Annotated in this window: 13 protein-coding genes; 6 read left to right on the top strand and 7 right to left on the bottom strand. The window is 66.9% G+C overall.

The genetic code is table 11. The features are described 5' to 3' along the window. Positions 1–157 precede the first annotated feature (157 nt). The 6 genes from PMI14_RS12030 to serA form a co-directional block, all read right to left on the bottom strand. On the bottom strand, positions 158–1,201 hold the full coding sequence (locus tag PMI14_RS12030) for a Tim44 domain-containing protein (protein WP_007854602.1): 1,044 nt from the start codon (positions 1,199–1,201) through the stop codon (positions 158–160). A gap of 36 nt (positions 1,202–1,237) precedes the next feature. Next, complete coding sequence (gene ubiE, locus PMI14_RS12025) at positions 1,238–1,969, bottom strand: bifunctional demethylmenaquinone methyltransferase/2-methoxy-6-polyprenyl-1,4-benzoquinol methylase UbiE (RefSeq protein ID WP_007854601.1); 732 nt, start codon at positions 1,967–1,969, stop codon at positions 1,238–1,240. A gap of 215 nt (positions 1,970–2,184) precedes the next feature. Then, complete coding sequence (locus PMI14_RS12020; protein WP_007854600.1) at positions 2,185–2,616, bottom strand: gamma-butyrobetaine hydroxylase-like domain-containing protein; 432 nt, start codon at positions 2,614–2,616, stop codon at positions 2,185–2,187. A gap of 72 nt (positions 2,617–2,688) precedes the next feature. After that, positions 2,689–3,129 carry an HIT family protein gene (locus PMI14_RS12015; RefSeq protein ID WP_007854599.1) on the bottom strand — a complete coding sequence of 147 codons (441 nt, stop codon included), beginning with the start codon at positions 3,127–3,129 and terminating at the stop codon, positions 2,689–2,691. Then, a complete protein-coding gene (locus PMI14_RS12010) occupies positions 3,126–7,040 on the bottom strand; it encodes an FAD/FMN-binding oxidoreductase (protein ID WP_007854598.1) in 3,915 nt (1,304 codons plus the stop codon). The genes PMI14_RS12015 and PMI14_RS12010 overlap by 4 nt, the downstream gene beginning before the upstream one ends. 121 nt (positions 7,041–7,161) lie before the next feature. Further along, the gene (gene serA, locus PMI14_RS12005) at positions 7,162–8,391 is read right to left on the bottom strand and encodes a phosphoglycerate dehydrogenase (RefSeq protein ID WP_007854597.1); all 1,230 of its coding nucleotides are present in this window, start codon (positions 8,389–8,391) and stop codon (positions 7,162–7,164) included. A gap of 294 nt (positions 8,392–8,685) precedes the next feature. Here serA and ugpB point away from each other — a divergent pair, with 294 nt between their 5' ends. From ugpB to PMI14_RS11975, 6 genes are all read left to right on the top strand, one after another. Next, positions 8,686–9,996, top strand: a complete 1,311-nt coding sequence (ugpB, locus tag PMI14_RS12000) for a sn-glycerol-3-phosphate ABC transporter substrate-binding protein UgpB (RefSeq protein ID WP_007854596.1) — start codon at positions 8,686–8,688, stop codon at positions 9,994–9,996. A gap of 123 nt (positions 9,997–10,119) precedes the next feature. Beyond that, a complete protein-coding gene (gene ugpA / locus PMI14_RS11995; RefSeq protein WP_007854594.1) occupies positions 10,120–11,001 on the top strand; it encodes a sn-glycerol-3-phosphate ABC transporter permease UgpA in 882 nt (293 codons plus the stop codon). Between the two features lies 1 nt (position 11,002). After that, positions 11,003–11,854, top strand: a complete 852-nt coding sequence (gene ugpE, locus PMI14_RS11990) for a sn-glycerol-3-phosphate ABC transporter permease UgpE (RefSeq protein ID WP_007854591.1) — start codon at positions 11,003–11,005, stop codon at positions 11,852–11,854. 78 nt (positions 11,855–11,932) lie between these two features. Continuing rightward, entirely contained in the window at positions 11,933–12,943 is a 1,011-nt protein-coding gene (ugpC, locus tag PMI14_RS11985; RefSeq protein ID WP_007854588.1) for a sn-glycerol-3-phosphate ABC transporter ATP-binding protein UgpC, read from the top strand. A 5-nt stretch (positions 12,944–12,948) separates the two neighbouring features. Continuing rightward, positions 12,949–13,716 carry a glycerophosphodiester phosphodiesterase gene (ugpQ, locus tag PMI14_RS11980; protein ID WP_007854585.1) on the top strand — a complete coding sequence of 256 codons (768 nt, stop codon included), beginning with the start codon at positions 12,949–12,951 and terminating at the stop codon, positions 13,714–13,716. Positions 13,717–13,795: 79 nt separating this feature from the next. Beyond that, on the top strand, positions 13,796–16,318 hold the full coding sequence (locus PMI14_RS11975; RefSeq protein ID WP_007854582.1) for a DUF3772 domain-containing protein: 2,523 nt from the start codon (positions 13,796–13,798) through the stop codon (positions 16,316–16,318). A 21-nt stretch (positions 16,319–16,339) separates the two neighbouring features. On the opposite strand, the gene PMI14_RS11970 is transcribed toward PMI14_RS11975, so the two are convergent. Then, complete coding sequence (locus PMI14_RS11970) at positions 16,340–16,618, bottom strand: hypothetical protein (RefSeq protein ID WP_007854580.1); 279 nt, start codon at positions 16,616–16,618, stop codon at positions 16,340–16,342. Between the last annotated feature and the right edge of the window lie 12 nt (positions 16,619–16,630).

Genomic DNA, 16,630 nt, shown 5'->3' with positions numbered 1-16,630 from the left:
GGAGCCATTGCGGCGGCTGCGGGCCTGCGGCCAGGCGCTCGAAGAGGCCGTCCAGGAACGAAAAAGGGGACTGTGTTGCCATAGTCCCCGATTATTCCCTGAACTCGGCCCAAAACATGGGTTTTGGACCGATCCGAGGTGATTTACAAAGCCGTGCTCACTGCAGGGCCTGCACGCCGGCCACGAGCCAGCCGCTGGCACCGCTCTTGGCCTTGGTCATGTTCCACACTTCGCGGAAGGGGCTCGGGCCTGCCGAGAGCTCTTCGCGGATCATGCCCGAGAACTCCACGCTGGCCATGTAGCCATCGTCCAGCTCCTCGATGCCGAGCAGCTGCGCGTCGATCATCACCACGTCGGTGTGGTTGGGTTCGGCGCCGCGGTGCGTCTCGCGCTCGGCCAGCTGCGAGCGGATCTCTTCGAGCATGCTGTCGGTCATCATGGAGCGCAGGGTGTTGATGTCCGAACGGTCCCACGCGGCCTGCAGGGTCACGAAGTTGCGCTTGGCAGCGGCCAGGAAACCGGGCGTGTCGAAGCCCTCGGGCACGCCCCAGTTCTGCGAACCGGACAGGGCCGCACCGGCGGCACCGGTCAGGCCGGAGCCGATCACCACGCCCGAGCCGGCAGCGCCAGCCGCAGCGGTTTGCTGTGCGCGCGCCGCATCGAAGGCCATGCTGTTGCGCTCCCAGGGACGGGCCGATGCATCGTTGCCGACGTTGTTCGGGCTGTACTGCGGGGGTACCTGGGCCGCGGCCGGCGTGGCCGCACCTGCGCCCTGGAAGGCGAAGGGCGAGCCACCCGCAGCGCCCTGGTTGTTGCCGCCGCCGCTGCGCATGCGCATGACCATCTTGAAGATGGCGAACGCGGCCACGGCCAGCAGCAGGATCATCAGGATGTTGCCGAAGCCTGCACCCAGGCCCAGCGAGCTGGCCAACCAGGCCAGGCCCAGGCCCGCGGCCAGACCGCCGAGCATGGCGCCCCAGGGCTTCTTGGGGGCTGCAGCGGCAGGGGCCGCAGCCGGCGCGGCCGGCTTGGCCGCGTTGTTGGCATTCTGGGCAGGACCGCCGGGCGCCGCGGACTCGCGCTGCGTCACGTTGCTGGACTGCTTGCCCACGGAGTTGCCGCCACCCAGGCGGCGGGCATCGGCATCCGCATGCGCGAATGCCAGCATTGCCACCAGAACCACAGACCACAGTTTCATCATGTCATCTCCATCTTGTATGGGGCAGAACGGCCCCTGTCAGCACTTGATTCCAACATGCAAGGCCACTATGCCGCCAGTCATGTTGTGATAGTCCACATGCCCAAAGCCACTTTGTTGCATGAGGCTTTTGAGTTCTTCCTGGCCCGGGTGCATGCGGATGGACTCGGCCAGGTAGCGGTAGCTCGCGTCATCGCCGGCCACCAGCTTGCCCAGCTGCGGCAGCACCTTGAAGGAATACCAGTCGTAGACTTTGGTGAGCGGCTTGGCGACCTTGGAGAATTCGAGCACCAGCAGCTTGCCGCCGGGTTTGAGCACGCGGCACATTTCCTTGAGCGCAACATCCTTGTGCGTCATGTTGCGCAAACCAAACGCCACGCTCACCACATCGAAGTGCGCGTCGGGAAAAGGCAGCTTCTCCGCATCGCAGACCAGAGTGGGCAGCACCACGCCGGCGTCGATCAGGCGGTCGCGCCCGGTGCGCAGCATGGCTTCGTTGATGTCGGTGTGCACCACGCGGCCGGTGGTGCCCACCTTCTTGGAGAAGGCCAGCGCCAGGTCGCCCGTGCCGCCCGCGATGTCCAGCACCTGACTGCCCTCGCGCAGGTTGGCCACCATCACGGTGTAGGCCTTCCAGGCGCGGTGCAGGCCGGCCGACATGAGGTCGTTCATGACGTCGTATCTGGACGCCACCGAATCGAACACGCCGCGCACGTGGCGCGCCTTGTCCTGCTCGTCGACCGACTGGAAACCGAAGTGGGTGCTGCTCATGGGATTCATGCTAGGCGCGTGCGCGCCCAAGGTACAGCGACAACCCCGCACTGAAACGGGGCATCTGCCGCAGGGGTTATCAACATCAGGGCATCAAAAGACAGACAACGCCTGTCCATGCATGCCGGGTTCGCTATTGTAAAAAGAGCACCAAAGGCCAGTGCACCGGGCGCCACAGTGGTGCGCGCGGGCCACAGTGGTCGCGTGGGACCGGCTCAATGGCCGCCGCAGGCGCTGCCGCCGTGGTCGTGGCCCTTGGCCTGGGGGGCCATGGGCGCATCGCGGTCCACCCCGGCTTCGACCAGCCGGCCTTCGTACTGCGCCCACAGCGCGGCCTCCTGCTGGCCCAGTTCGTACAGGTAGGCCCAGGTGAAGATGCCCGTGTCATGCCCGTCCGAGAAGGTGGGCTTGACGGCGTAGTTGCCGATGGGCTCCAGCCCTTCGAGGGTCACGTCGCGCTTGCCGGTCTGCAGCACTTCCTGGCCCGGGCCGTGGCCCTGCACCTCGGCCGAGGGCGAGTACACGCGCATCAGCTCAAACGGGATGCGGAACGCGGCACCGTCCGAGAACACCACTTCAAGCACCCGCGACTTGCCATGCACCGTGAGCGCCTGGGGCGTGGGCGAACCCGCTTTCAAACCTGCCATGGATATCCACCTGTGAAAAGCGCCCTGGCAACGACTGCCAGGCCGGCCTGCATTGTCCCACCCGGGGGGCTTTCAGCCCCCAAGCCCCTGCAACGCGACCACCATGGCCGCCTCGGCCGCAGGCAGGCGCGCGCGCAGCGCATCTTCTTCGCCGGCCGGGCCGGGCTGCTGGGCCGCCGCCCACACGGGCGCAGGGAAATGGCTGTCCCAGGTGAAGCGCGCGATCACGTGCCAGTGCAGGTGCGGCACCATGTTGCCCAGCGCCGCCAGGTTGACCTTGGTGGGCGCGAGGTGCTCGCGCAGCGCCCGCTCCACGGCCGTGACGGCCTCCATGCAGTGCACGCGCTCGGCGGCCGACAGATCGGAAAACTCGGCCGCATGGGCATTCCACACCACGCGGTAGAAGGCCGGAAAGCCGGCTTCATCCGCACGGATCAGGCGCAGACGACCGCCCCGCCAGACCAGCGTGCCACCATCGGCGGCACACAGGGGGCAGGCAATGCGTTCACTCATACGAGCACCCGCTCGATGCCGCCCGCATTGGCACGCTCCACGTACTCGGGCATCCAGTTCTCACCCAGGATCTCGCGCGCCATCTCGACCACGATGTAATCGGCTTCTAGCAGGCCGTTGTTCAGGTCGTCCTGGTAGCGGTTCAGGCCCTGCAGGCAGCTCGGGCAGCTGGTGAGGATCTTCACGTTGTCCTGCGCACCCACGGCGCCGCTGGCACGCAGGGCGGCTTCGCCCTTCTTGATCTCCTCCTCCTTGCGAAAGCGCACCTGGGTGGAGATGTCGGGGCGCGTCACGCCCAGCGTGCCCGATTCACCGCAGCAGCGCTCGCTCTTGAGCACCTGCTCGCCCACCAGCGCCTTGACGGTCTTCAAGGCGTCCTGCTGCTTCATGGGGTTGTGGCAGGGCTCGTGGTACAGGTAGGCGCCCTTGCCCTGCAGCGCGATGCCCTTTTCCAGCAGGTACTCGTGGATGTCGATGATGCGGCTGCCCGGGAAGATCTTGTCGAACTCGTAGCCCTGCAGCTGGTCGTAGCAGGTGCCGCAGCTGACCACCACGGTCTTGATGTCGAGGTAGTTCAGCGTATTGGCCACGCGGTGGAAGAGCACCCGGTTGTCGGTGATCATCTTCTCGGCCTTGTCGAACTGGCCGCTGCCGCGCTGCGGGTAGCCGCAGCACAGGTAGCCCGGGGGCAGCACGGTCTGCACGCCCGCGTGCCAGAGCATGGCCTGCGTGGCCAGGCCCACCTGGCTGAACAGGCGCTCCGAGCCACAGCCGGGGAAGTAGAACACCGCCTCGGCCTCGGCCGTGGTGGCCTTGGGGTTGCGGATGATGGGGACGTAGTCCTTGTCCTCGATGTCCAAAAGGGCGCGCGCGGTGCGCTTGGGCAGGCCGCCGGGCAGCTTCTTGTTGATGAAGTGGATCACCTGCTCCTTGACCGGGGCGGTGCCCACGGTGGCCGGCGGCTTGGCGGTCTGCTTGCGGCCGACCTTGCGCAGCAGGTCCACGGCCATGCGCTGGGCCTTGAAGCCCACGTCCACCATGGCGCTGCGCATGAACTTGATGGTCTCGGGGTTGGTGGCGTTGAGCATGGTCATCGCCAGCGCATTGCCGGGGCGAAAGGTCTTCTTGCCCATCTTGCGCAGCAGGTTGCGCATGTTCATGGTGACGTCGCCGAAGTCGATCTTCACCGGGCAGGGGCTGGCGCACTTGTGGCACACCGTGCAGTGATCGGCCACGTCCTCGAACTCCTGCCAGTGCTTGATGCTCACGCCGCGGCGGGTCTGCTCCTCGTACAGGAAGGCTTCGACCAGCAGCGAGGTGGCCAGTATCTTGTTGCGCGGGCTGTACAGCAGGTTGGCACGCGGCACGTGCGTGGCACACACCGGCTTGCACTTGCCGCAGCGCAGGCAGTCCTTGACGGAATCGGCGATGGCGCCGATGTCGCTCTGCTGCATGATCAGCGACTCGTGCCCCATGAGGCCGAAGCTCGGCGTGTAGGCGTTGGTCAGGTCGGCGTGCAGCAAGGCCGGGTCGCGCGCCTGGCCGCCGGGGGTGGCGTCCATGGCCAGCACCGGCGCGGCATCGCGCAGCAGCTTGCCCTTGTTGAAGCGGCCCTCGGGGTCGACGCGCTGCTTGTACTCGGCGAACGGGCGCAGTTCCTCGTCGGTCAGGAATTCGAGCTTGGTGATGCCGATGCCGTGCTCGCCCGAGATCACGCCATCGAGGCTACGCGCCAGCACCATGATGCGCTCCACCGCCCCGTGCGCGGTCTGCAGCATCTCGTAGTCGTCGCTGTTGACCGGCAGGTTGGTGTGCACGTTGCCGTCGCCGGCATGCATGTGCAGGGCCACCCAGACACGGCCCTTGAGCACGCGCTTGTGGATGGCGGTGGCCTCGTCGAGGATGGGCTTGAAGGCCGCGCCCGCGAAGATGCCTTGCAGGGGTGCACGCAACTGGGTCTTCCAGCTCGCCCGCAGGGTGTGGTCCTGCAACTGGGGAAACAGGCTGTCCACGTTTTGCAGCCAGGTGGCCCACAGCGTGCGCACTTCGGCCACCAGGGCGATGGCCTGGGCCACGCGGTCCTCAAGCAGCTCGGCCGAAGGGATCTCATTGGCGTCGTCGTGCTTTCCGAGGGGCAGGTTGCCGCGCTCGAAGAAGTCGGTGAGCGCATCGCACAGCTTGATCTTGTTGCGCAGCGACAGCTCGATGTTGATGCGCTCGATGCCGTCCGTGTACTCGGCCATGCGCGGCAGCGGGATCACCACGTCTTCGTTGATCTTGAAGGCGTTGGTGTGGCGGCTGATGGCGGCCGTGCGCTTGCGGTCGAGCCAGAACTTCTTGCGCGCCTCGGGGCTGATGGCGATGAAGCCCTCGCCGTTGCGCGAGTTGGCGATGCGCACCACCTCGCTGGTCACGCGCGCCACCTCGTCGGCGTTGTCGCCCGCGATGTCGCCGATGAGCACCATCTTGGGCAGACCGCCGTTGCCCTTCTTGCTCTTGGTGGCGTAGCCCACGGCCTTGAGGTAGCGGTCGTCCAGGTGTTCCAGGCCGGCCAGCAGCACGCCCGAGCGCTTTTGCTCGGCGAACATGTAGTCCTTGATCTCGACGATGCTGGGCACCGCGTCCTTGGCGTTGCCGAAGAACTCCATGCACACGGTGCGTGTGTGCTCGGGCATGCGGTGCACCACCCAGCGCGCGCTGGTGATCAGGCCGTCGCAGCCCTCCTTCTGGATGCCGGGCAGGCCCGAGAGGAACTTGTCGGTCACGTCCTTGCCCAGACCTTCCTTGCGGAAGGTGCGGCCCGGGATGGCCAGGCGCTCGGTGCGCACAGGCGTCTTGCCGTCGGCCTCGAAGTACTGCAGCTCGAAGGTCGCGGTCTCCACGTCATGGATCTTGCCCATGTTGTGGTCCAGGCGCGTGACTTCGAGCCACTGGGCCTCGGGTGTCACCATGCGCCAGCTGGCCAGGTTGTCGAGCGCCGTGCCCCAGAGCACGGCCTTCTTGCCGCCGGCGTTCATGGCGATGTTGCCGCCGATGCACGAGGCCTCGGCACTGGTCGGGTCCACGGCGAAGACGAAGCCCGCGCGCTCGGCGGCATCGGCCACGCGCTGCGTGACCACGCCGGCTTCGGTCCAGACAGTGCCCACCTCGGTGTCCATGCCCGGCAGGCGGCGCATTTCCACCTCGGTCATGGCCTCGAGCTTCTCGGTGTTGATGACCACGCTCTTCCAGGTCAGCGGGATGGCGCCGCCGGTGTAGCCGGTGCCGCCCCCGCGCGGAATGATGGTCAGCCCGAGTTCGATGCAGCCCTTGACCAGCAGGGCCATCTCGGTCTCGGTGTCGGGCACCAGCACCACGAAGGGGTATTCCACGCGCCAGTCGGTGGCGTCGGTCACGTGGCTCACGCGCGACAGGCCGTCGAACTTGATGTTGTCCTTGGCCGTCAGGCGCCCCAGCGTGCGCTGGATGCGCCGGCGCAACTCGGTGGCCTGCACGAACGTGGCGTTGAACGCGGTCACGGCCTTGCCGGCGGCCTCGACCAGCTCGCCCACCAGGCGGTCGCGCCCGGCGTCGTCGCCCGGGGTGCGGCGCTTGTCGATCTCGGCCAGGCGGTGTTGCAGGGCCTCCACCAGCTGCTTGCGCCGGCCGGGGTTGTCCAGCAGGTCGTCCTGCAGATAGGGGTTGCGCTGCACCACCCAGATGTCGCCCAGCACCTCGTAGAGCATGCGGGCGGAGCGCCCGGTGCGCCGTTCCTTGCGCAGCTGATCGAGAACCTCCCAGGCCGGGGACCCCAGCAGGCGGATCACGATCTCCCGGTCGGAGAACGAGGTGTAGTTATAGGGGATCTCGCGCAGACGCACAGGCTCGGCGGCCTGCGTCTGCAAGGCAGCCAACGCTATCGGAACATTCATGGGGGTCTACCTGGGGTGGGCGCTGCGCGCCCATGAGCCTCGGGGGCGTGATTTTACGCCAGAGGCCCGGCCGGCGCAGGGCGGGCCCTCGCCCCACCCCGCGGACCCACTCAGGCGCGGCTCAGAACAGCACCCGGCTGCGCAGCGTGCCGGTGACTCCAGCCAGCTTGTCCAGCGCCAGGTCGGACGAGGCCGCGTCGATGTCGATCACCACGTAGCCGACCTTCTCGTTGGTCTGCAGGTACTGGGCCGAGATGTTGATCTGGTTGTCCGAGAAGATGCGGTTGATCTCGGACAGCACGCCCGGTACGTTGCGGTGGATGTGCAGCAGGCGGTGCTTGCCGGGGTGGGCCGGCAGCGCCACCTCGGGGAAGTTGACCGACGAGGTGCTGGTGCCGTTGTCGCTGTATTTCACAAGCTTTTCGGCCACTTCCAGGCCGATGTTGGCCTGGGCCTCCATGGTGGAGCCCCCCACGTGTGGGGTCAGGATCACGTTGTCCAGCCCGCGCAGGGGGGACAGGAACTCGTCCTTGTTGGTGCGTGGCTCGACGGGGAAGACGTCGATGGCGGCACCCAGCAGCTTGCGCGCCTTGAGCGCCTCGGCCAGGGGCTCGATCTCGACCACCGTGCCGCGGGCGGCGTTGATCAGGATGCCGCCGGGCTTCATGGCGGCGATCTCGGCGGCGCCGATCATCCACTGCGTGGAGGGCAGCTCGGGCACGTGCAGGGTCACGATGTCGCTTTGCGCCAGCAGGTCGTGCAGCTTGTGCACCTGGCGCGCATTGCCCAGGGGCAGCTTGTTGACCACGTCGAAGAACGCCACCTGCATGCCCAGCGCCTCGGCCAGCACCGACAGCTGGGTGCCGATGGAGCCGTAGCCGATGATGCCCAGGGTCTTGCCACGGATCTCGTAGGCATTGTCGGCCGACTTGAGCCAGCCGCCGCGGTGCGCCACGGCATTCTTCTCGGGCACGCCGCGCAAGAGCAGGATGGCCTCGGCCAGCACCAGCTCGGCGACCGAGCGGGTGTTGGAATACGGGGCGTTGAACACGGCGATGCCACGCTCGCGCGCGGCATCGAGGTCCACCTGGTTGGTACCGATGCAAAAGCACCCCACGGCCACGAGCTTGCCGGCCTTGGCGAATACTTCCTCGGTCAACTGGGTGCGTGAGCGGATGCCCAGGAAGTGCACGTCCGCGATCTTGGCCTTCAACTCCTCGTCGGGCAATGCGCCGGAGACGGTTTCGATCTGGGTGTATCCCGCGGAGCGCAGCACGTCCACCGCAGAGGGGTGGATGCCTTCGAGCAGCAGGAATTTGATCTTGTTCTTGTCCAGAGAGTTGTTGGCCATGGCAGTTGGTGGTTGCGGATGAAAAACGGAACAGGTCATGCGCAGCGCACCGAAGGTGTGCAGCGCAAGCACCACTATGCACCAAGGATGGTGCAACGCACAAAACCTTGCAGCGGTCCGTGAATGGCAAAATGCTGTCACAAAAGAGTCACAATTGGACACATTGCACCTGGTGCAAGGGGATTTCCCCAGTTGTGACCACTACAGTGCTGTGCGACAACGACACATCACTGTCACAAGGGCTGCCTAGCATCCGCCCTTTGTGCATTTCGCCATCTCCGGAAGGAACCATCCATGCAACTCAAGCACCTGGCACTGTCTGCTGCCGTCGCCCTGTCCGTCTGCGCGCCCGCGCAGGCCCAACAAGTAGAAATCCAATGGTGGCACTCCATGAGCGCCGCCCTGGGTGACTGGGTGAACGATCTGGCCAAGCAGTACAACGCCAGCCAGACCAAGTACAAGGTCGTGCCAACCTACAAGGGGACCTACGACGAGTCGATGACCGGTGCGGTCGCGGCTTTCCGTGCGGGCAATGCCCCCCACATCATCCAGGTGTTCGAAGTGGGCACTGCCACCATGATGGCCAGCAAGGGCGCCATCGTGCCCGCCGCCAAGGTGCTGAACGACGGCGGCTTCAAGTTCGACCCCACCCAGTACGTGTCGGCCGTGGCCGGCTACTACACGGCGCCCAATGGCCAGATGCTGAGCTACCCGCTCAACAGCTCCACCACCATCTTCTACTACAACAAGGACGCCTTCAAGAAGGCCGGCCTGGACGCCGACAAGCCGCCCAAGACCTGGCCCGAAGTGTTCGCAGCCGCCTCCAAGCTCAAGGCCAGCGGCCACAGCTGCCCGTTCACCACCAGCTGGATCAGCTGGACGCAGCTGGAGAGTTTCTCGCTGTGGCACAACACGCTGTTCGCGTCCAAGAACAACGGTTTCGACGGCAATGATGCGCAGCTGCAGATCAACACGCCGCTGCACGTGCGCCACTTCGAGAACCTGGCCAAGGCCTCCAAGGACGGCAGCTTCGTCTACAAGGGCCGCGGCAACGCGCCTGACGCCTCCTTCCCCTCGGGCGAGTGCGCCATGATCACCGGCTCGTCGGGCCTGTACGCCCGCGTGGCCAAGGAAGCCAAGTTTGCTTACGGCATCTCGGCTCTGCCCTACTACGACGACGTGAAGGGCGCGCCCCAGAACACCGCCATCGGTGGTGCCAGCCTGTGGGTGATGTCCGGCAAGAAGGCCGAGGAATACAAGGGCGTGGCCGACTTCCTGAACTTCCTGAACGACACCAAGGTGCAGGCCGCAAGCCACCAGCGTACCGGCTACCTGCCGGTGACCACGGCGGCCTACAAGCTGACCGAAGCCTCCGGTTTCTACGAGAAGAACCCCGGCACCGACGTGGCCGTGACGCAGATGATTCGCAAGGCCACCGACAAGTCGCGCGGCATCCGCCTGGGCAACTTCGTGCAGATCCGCACCATCATCGACGAAGAAACCGAACAGATCTGGGCCGGCAAGAAGTCCCCCAAGGAAGCCCTGGACACGGCCGTGACCCGCGGCAACGAGCAACTGGTGCGCTTCGCCCGCGCCAACAAGTAAGCGCTCCCTGAGCGCTCATGGCAGCAGCCCCGGCACACCGGCCAGGGCGCTGCCGAAAGCCCGCCTCCCTCGCAAACCGACCCGGTTTGCTGGGTGGCGGGTTGTCTTTTTGAGAGTCTGGACATGGAAAAACGCGTTCTCTTCCGCTCAGCATGGCTGCCGTGGGTGCTTCTGGCACCCCAATTGGTCATCATCAGCGTCTTCTTCTTCTGGCCGGCCGGCCAGGCCCTGGTGCAGTCGTTCCAGGTGCAGGACACCTTCGGCTTCTCCAACGAGTGGGTGGGCTTCGACAATTTCAAGGCCCTGTTCCAGGACGCCGGCTACCTGGCCTCGTTCAAGACCACGGCGTTTTTCTCCATCCTGGTGGCGGTCAGCGGCATCAGCCTGTCCCTGATCCTGGCCATCTTTGCGGACCGCATCGTCAAGGGCGCCCTGGCGTACAAGACCGCGCTGCTGCTGCCCTATGCCGTGGCCCCGGCCGTGGCCGGCGTGCTGTGGATGTTCATGTTCTCGCCCTCGCTCGGCGTGGTGACCTACATGCTGCGCCAGTCGGGCTTCAACTGGAACCACATGCTCAACTCCGACCACGCCATGGCGCTGATCGTGGTGGCGGCCGTGTGGAAGCAGATTTCCTACAACTTCCTGTTCTTCCTGGCGGGCCTGCAGTCCATCCCCAAGTCGCTGATCGAAGCCGCCGCCATCGACGGTGCCGGCCCCTGGCGCCGGTTCTGGAGCATCCAGTTCCCGCTGCTCTCGCCCACCACGTTCTTCCTCCTGGTGATCAACGTGGTCTACGCCTTCTTCGACACCTTCGCCATCGTGGACTCGACCACGCAGGGCGGCCCGGGACGCGACACCTCGATCCTGGTCTACAAGGTCTACTACGACGGCTTCAAGGCCATGGACATGGGTGGCTCGGCCGCGCAGTCGGTGGTGCTGATGTTCATCGTGGTGACCCTGACGGTGATCCAGTTCCGCTACGTGGAAAAGAAAGTGCAGTATTGAGATGGTTGAACGCAGTCCTTACCTGAAACTCTTCTCGCACCTGATCATGGTGCTGGGGGTGATCATCGTCGGCTTCCCGCTGTACCTGGCATTCGTGGCCTCCACGCACACCGCCCAGGACATCGTGCAGGCGCCCATGCCCCTGCTGCCCGGCAGCAACTTCTGGCAGACCTACCACGACACCCTGTTCGGCGGCGGCTCGGGCGCGGGCTCCACCGCGCCCGTGGCGCGCATGATGTGGGTGAGCTTCGTCACCGCCATCGTGATCACCGTGGGCAAGATCTCGATCTCACTGCTCTCGGCCTTCGCCATCGTGTACTTCCGCTTCCCCTTCAAGGGCATCTGCTTCTGGCTGATCTTCATCACGCTGATGCTGCCGGTGGAAGTGCGCATCGGGCCCACCTACCAGGTGGTCTCCAACCTGGGCATGCTCAACAGCTATGCGGGCCTGACGGTGCCGCTGATCGCCTCGGCCACGGCGACCTTCCTGTTCCGCCAGTTCTTCCTCACGGTGCCCGACGAGCTGGTGGAGGCCGCCCGTGTGGACGGCGCCGGCCCCATGCGCTTCTTCAAGGACATCCTGGTGCCGCTGTCGCGCACCTCGATCGCCGCGCTGTTCGTGATCCAGTTCATCTACGGCTGGAACCAGTACCTGTGGCCGCTGCTGGTGACCACCTCGGAAGACATGTACCCCGTGGTGATCGGCATCAAGCGCATGATCGCCGGCGGCGATACCGGCAACGAATGGAACATCGTGATGGCCACGGCCCTGCTGGCCATGCTGCCGCCCGCGCTGGTGGTGGTGTTCATGCAGCGCTGGTTCGTCAAGGGCCTGGTCGATACCGAAAAGTAAGGCGACCACCCGCAACCCAATGACCGTGGCGGCCACCCACCCGTGCCGCCCAGACACAACCCAGATCCCAAAGTTGTTATGGCATCCATTTCTCTTCGCAATATCGTCAAGCGCTACGGCACCGGCCCCAAGGCCAACCAGGTCATCCATGGCGTGAACGCCGAGGTCAAGGACGGCGAGTTCGTCGTCATCGTCGGCCCCTCGGGCTGCGGCAAATCCACCCTGCTGCGCATGGTGGCGGGCCTCGAAGAAATCTCCGGCGGCGAGCTGCGCATCGGCGACCGCGTCGTGAACGACCTGGAACCAGCCCAGCGCGACATCGCCATGGTGTTCCAGAACTACGCGCTCTACCCGCACATGACGAACTTCGAGAACATGGCCTATGGCCTGAAGATCGCCAAGGTGCCCAAGGACGAGATCAAGGCGCGCGTGGACAAGGCCGCCAAGATCCTGGAGCTCGGCCACCTGCTCGAGCGCAAGCCGCGCGAGCTCTCGGGCGGCCAGCGCCAGCGCGTGGCCATGGGCCGTGCCATCGTGCGCCAGCCGCAGGTGTTCCTGTTCGACGAGCCACTGTCCAACCTGGACGCCAAGCTGCGCGCCCAGACCCGCCTGGAGATCCAGAAGCTGCACCGCGAGCTGGGCATCACCAGCCTGTTCGTGACCCACGACCAGGTCGAGGCCATGACCCTGGCCGAGCGCATGATCGTGATGAACGCCGGCAACATGGAGCAGTTCGGCACGCCCGAGGAGGTCTACCACACGCCTGCCTCGACCTTCGTGGCCAGCTTCATCGGCTCGCCGCCCATGAACCTGCTCAAGAACGCGCCGAGCGGCAAGCCCGGCACCATCCTGGGCATCCGCCCCGAGCATCTGGACGTGCGCAGCGAGGGTTGGGAAGTCAAGGTGGAAACCGTGGAGCTGCTGGGCGCCGAGCGCCTGATCTACGGCCGCGTGCATGGCGAGCAGCTCATCGTGCGCGTGGAAGAAGGCACGCACTCGCCGGCGCCCGATTCGATCATCCACGTGGTGCCGCGGGCAGACCGCCTGCACGCCTTCGACGCCACCACGGGCAAGCGCATTCCCGGTTGAAGCGCATGAGCGACGAGCACACCCAGGCCGACCTGGCCGCGGTCTGGCCCTACCCGCGCTGGATCGCGCACCGCGGCGCAGGCAAGCTGGCACCCGAGAACACGCTGGCGGCGTTTCGCCTCGGGGCCCAGCACGGCTACCGCATGTTCGAATGCGATGCCAAGCTCAGCCGCGACGGCGTGCCCTTCCTGATGCACGACGCCACGCTGCAGCGCACCACCAATGGCCGGGGCACCGGCGGCGACCTGGACTGGAGCGCCCTGTCGCAGCTCGACGCGGGCGGCTGGCATTCGCGCGCGCATGCCGGCGAACCCCTGCCCACACTGGAGGCCCTGGCGCGCTACTGCATCGCCAACGCCTACTTCCTGAACATCGAGATCAAGCCCACGCCCGGGCAGGATGACGCCACCGGCCGCGTGGTGGCCGAGACCGCCGCCCGCCTGTGGCAGGACCAGGCCGTGCCACCACTGCTGTCATCCTTCCAGCCCGTTGCGCTGGCGAGCGCGCGTGCCACGGCGCCACAACTGCCGCGTGCGCTGCTGGTCGACGTGCACCGCCAGGGTTTCGTCGACGAAGCCCATGGCCTGGGCTGCGTGGCCATCGTCTGCAACCACGCGCTGTGGGATGCCGCACTGGTGGCCACCGTGCATGGCCAGGGCATGCGGGCGCTGAGCTACACCGTGAACGATCCCTGGGCCGTGCAGCGCCTGATCGCGCTGGGCACGGACGGCATCATCACCGACCGGGTCGATCTGTTCAGCCCGGCAAGCTGACCCGCCTGCCAGGCAGCCGGCTGCCGCGGGCTGGAACACTCTCTCACAGGGGCTGCGGTGGGCGCAGCACAATGCGGGCATGACATTGCATCGCATCCGTGCCCGCCTGGCCGCCGGCACAGCCTTCCTGGCCTTCGTGGTGGCGCTGGTCGGGCTGCAGACAGCCCCCGCACACGCCCAGGGCCGCACTCCGGCCCCTCCTGCGGCTGCCGCCAGCAGCAGTTCCTCCAGTGAAAAGCCCGAGCTGCCCAGCGTGGACACGCTGCGCGAACGCTTCGAGGCCATCCCCGCCAAGATCGGCGAAGACGACGACTACCGCCAATGGCTCAGCGACATCTCGGCCATCGGCACGGCGGCCACGCAGGTGGCAGCACGCCGCGCCGAAGCGCTGGCCGACGTCGATACCCGGCTTTCCGGCCTGGGCCCGGCACCGGACAAGGGGGCAGTGGCAGAGGCGCCCGATGTCGCACAGCAGCGCAGCGCGCTGGCCAAGGAGCGCAGCAGCATCGACGCCGAGCTCAAGCTCGCGCGCCTGATCGCGGTGGACGCCGAGCAGCGCAGCGCGGACATCATCCGCCAGCGCCGCGAGCAGTTCCAGACCGCGCTCACGACGCGCATCGACTCGCCCCTGACCGGCACCTTCTGGCGCAATGTGCGCAGCGCCTTCCCCGGCGACCTAGCACGCCTGCAGTCGCTGGCCGCCGAGCTGCAGCAGTCGGTAGCCAGGGCCTGGGAGCCCGCACACCGCACGGGCTTCGTGGTCAGCCTGGCCATGGCCTTGTTCGCTGCCATCGCCGGGCCCTGGCTGGCAGAGCGACTGCTGCTGCGCCTGGCGCCGGCGCGGCTGCCGCCCGGGCGGCTGCGCCGCTCGCTGCTGGCGTTCGCATCGGTGCTGGTGCACACCATGCTGCTGGCCCTGGCCGTCCAGCTGGCCTGGGGCGGGCTCACGGTGGAAGCGGTGCCGAGCCCGCGGCTGCAGGCCTTCGAGCGCGCCACCCTGCAGCTGGTGGTGTTCGCCGCGTTCATGATCGCGCTCGGCCATGCCCTCATCTCCCGCAAGCGCAGCTCCTGGCGCCTCACAGCCCTCTCGGATGAGCTGGCCACGCGCCTCGCCCCCTACCCCTGGTGGCTGGCGCTGGCAACCGTGCTCGGTGGGCTGGTCATCGAGGTCAACCGCGTGGTGGGCGCCAGCCTCTCGGCCGAGGTGTCGGCGCATGCGGTGTCGGCCCTGCTGATGGCCCTGGTCATCCTGTGTGCGCTGCGCCACCTGCGCGCGCCCGCGCCCGCTGCCGCACAGCCCGCCAGCGCGGGCCAGGATGCGCAGCAAGGCAGCGCCAGCGAGCCGGCGCCGGAGGCACCGGCCCCGCGCCCCATCTGGATGGGCTTGCTGGTGGCGGGCGCAGCGGCCACGGCCTTCGCGATCCTGGTGCTGCTGGTGCTGGGCTTCGTGGCCCTGGCGCACATGCTGGCGGGCCAGATGGTCTGGACCGGCGTGGTCTTTGCCACCACCTACCTGTTGTTCGAACTGGTGGAGGACGTGGCGCAGGCCGTGCTGTCCTCGCGCGGCGGCTTCGGCCAGCGCCTGCACAAGGGCCTGGGCGTGGATGGCAAGCTCCTGGACCAGAGCGCCGTGGTGGCCTCGGGCGCGCTGCGCGTGGTGCTGCTGTTCTACATGGCGATCGCCCTGCTGGCACCGCTGGGCACGGCGCCCGACGAAGTGTTCCGCCGCGGCGGCAGCGTGAACCAGACCCTGCAGGTGGGCAGCGTGACGCTGGCGCCCCAGGCGCTGCTGACGGCGCTGGCGATCGCCTGCGCCGGCTTCGTGATGATCCGCATCCTGAAGCGCTGGCTCAGCGACCAGTTCTTTCCGAACACCTCGCTGGAACCGGGCATGCGCAGCTCCATCGTCACCCTGCTGGGCTATGTGGGCGGCGTGGCGGTGATCGCCATCGCGCTGGCGGGCCTGGGCATCAGCGTGGAGCGCATCGCCTGGGTGGCCAGCGCACTGTCGGTGGGCATCGGCTTCGGACTGCAGGCCATCGTGCAGAACTTCATCTCGGGCCTGATCCTGCTGGCCGAGCGGCCGGTGCGCGTGGGCGACTGGGTGGTGCTGGGCGAGACCGAGGGCGACGTGCGCCGGGTGAACGTGCGCGCCACCGAGATCCAGCTCGGGGACCGCTCCACCGTGATCGTGCCCAACTCCGAGTTCATCACCAAGACCGTGCGCAACATGACGCTGACCGGTGCCCCCGGCCGCGTGCTGCTGCGCCTGCCGGCGCCGCTCGATACCGACGCCCAGCGCATGCGCGAGGTGATCCTGGCGGCCTTCGCGGCCCACGAGGGCATCATGGCCGACCCCGAGCCCGTCGTGCAACTCGAAGGCATCCTGAACGGTACGCTGACTTTCCTGGCCATCGGCTACGTGAGCAACCCGCGCAATGCGGGCGGGGTGCGCAGCGACCTGCTGTTCTCCATCCTGGACAGCCTGCGCGACGCAGGCCTGGCACTGTCACCGCCGGCCACGACGGCCGTCACGCACGGCACGCGGGCCCAGGGTGGAGATACGCCGCTGGCACCGGTCACGCCAGCAGCGCCGGCCTGACCGGTCTGCGCGAAGGGGCGTTCAGCCCTTCCAGCTCTTGCCCATGGCCCACTGGCAGGTGGCGCAGGCCAGCACCAGCGCGGCATAGGTGGCCATCTTGCCGTCGCGGCCCTGCAGCACCAGCCCGCCCAACAGCACCGCGCTGCCCACTGCGAATTGGATAGCGACCTGCGCCCATGTGGCGCGGAATGCGGTGGATTTCCAGCCCAACAGGCGGGCTCCCAGCGCCATCAGCACGGCCATGGCGGCGGCGGGCGCGAGGAAATTCAACAGGTGGTTCAGCGTGTCCAAAGGACCCATGGCAATTGACCC

It is taken from the genome of Acidovorax sp. CF316 (genome assembly GCF_000276605.1).
Taxonomy (GTDB): domain Bacteria; phylum Pseudomonadota; class Gammaproteobacteria; order Burkholderiales; family Burkholderiaceae_C; genus Acidovorax.
This window is presented reverse-complemented; position numbering and strand designations above follow the sequence as displayed.

What these genes read in the sequence shown, in the direction of transcription:
- PMI14_RS12030 (WP_007854602.1), bottom strand. Translation starts at nt 1,201, where the DNA reads ATGATGAAACTGTGGTCTGTGGTTCTGGTGGCAATGCTGGCATTCGCG.
- ubiE (WP_007854601.1), bottom strand. Translation starts at nt 1,969, where the DNA reads ATGAGCAGCACCCACTTCGGTTTCCAGTCGGTCGACGAGCAGGACAAG.
- PMI14_RS12020 (WP_007854600.1), bottom strand. Translation starts at nt 2,616, where the DNA reads ATGGCAGGTTTGAAAGCGGGTTCGCCCACGCCCCAGGCGCTCACGGTG.
- PMI14_RS12015 (WP_007854599.1), bottom strand. Translation starts at nt 3,129, where the DNA reads ATGAGTGAACGCATTGCCTGCCCCCTGTGTGCCGCCGATGGTGGCACG.
- PMI14_RS12010 (WP_007854598.1), bottom strand. Translation starts at nt 7,040, where the DNA reads ATGAATGTTCCGATAGCGTTGGCTGCCTTGCAGACGCAGGCCGCCGAG.
- serA (WP_007854597.1), bottom strand. Translation starts at nt 8,391, where the DNA reads ATGGCCAACAACTCTCTGGACAAGAACAAGATCAAATTCCTGCTGCTC.
- ugpB (WP_007854596.1), top strand. Translation starts at nt 8,686, where the DNA reads ATGCAACTCAAGCACCTGGCACTGTCTGCTGCCGTCGCCCTGTCCGTC.
- ugpA (WP_007854594.1), top strand. Translation starts at nt 10,120, where the DNA reads ATGGAAAAACGCGTTCTCTTCCGCTCAGCATGGCTGCCGTGGGTGCTT.
- ugpE (WP_007854591.1), top strand. Translation starts at nt 11,003, where the DNA reads ATGGTTGAACGCAGTCCTTACCTGAAACTCTTCTCGCACCTGATCATG.
- ugpC (WP_007854588.1), top strand. Translation starts at nt 11,933, where the DNA reads ATGGCATCCATTTCTCTTCGCAATATCGTCAAGCGCTACGGCACCGGC.
- ugpQ (WP_007854585.1), top strand. Translation starts at nt 12,949, where the DNA reads ATGAGCGACGAGCACACCCAGGCCGACCTGGCCGCGGTCTGGCCCTAC.
- PMI14_RS11975 (WP_007854582.1), top strand. Translation starts at nt 13,796, where the DNA reads ATGACATTGCATCGCATCCGTGCCCGCCTGGCCGCCGGCACAGCCTTC.
- PMI14_RS11970 (WP_007854580.1), bottom strand. Translation starts at nt 16,618, where the DNA reads ATGGGTCCTTTGGACACGCTGAACCACCTGTTGAATTTCCTCGCGCCC.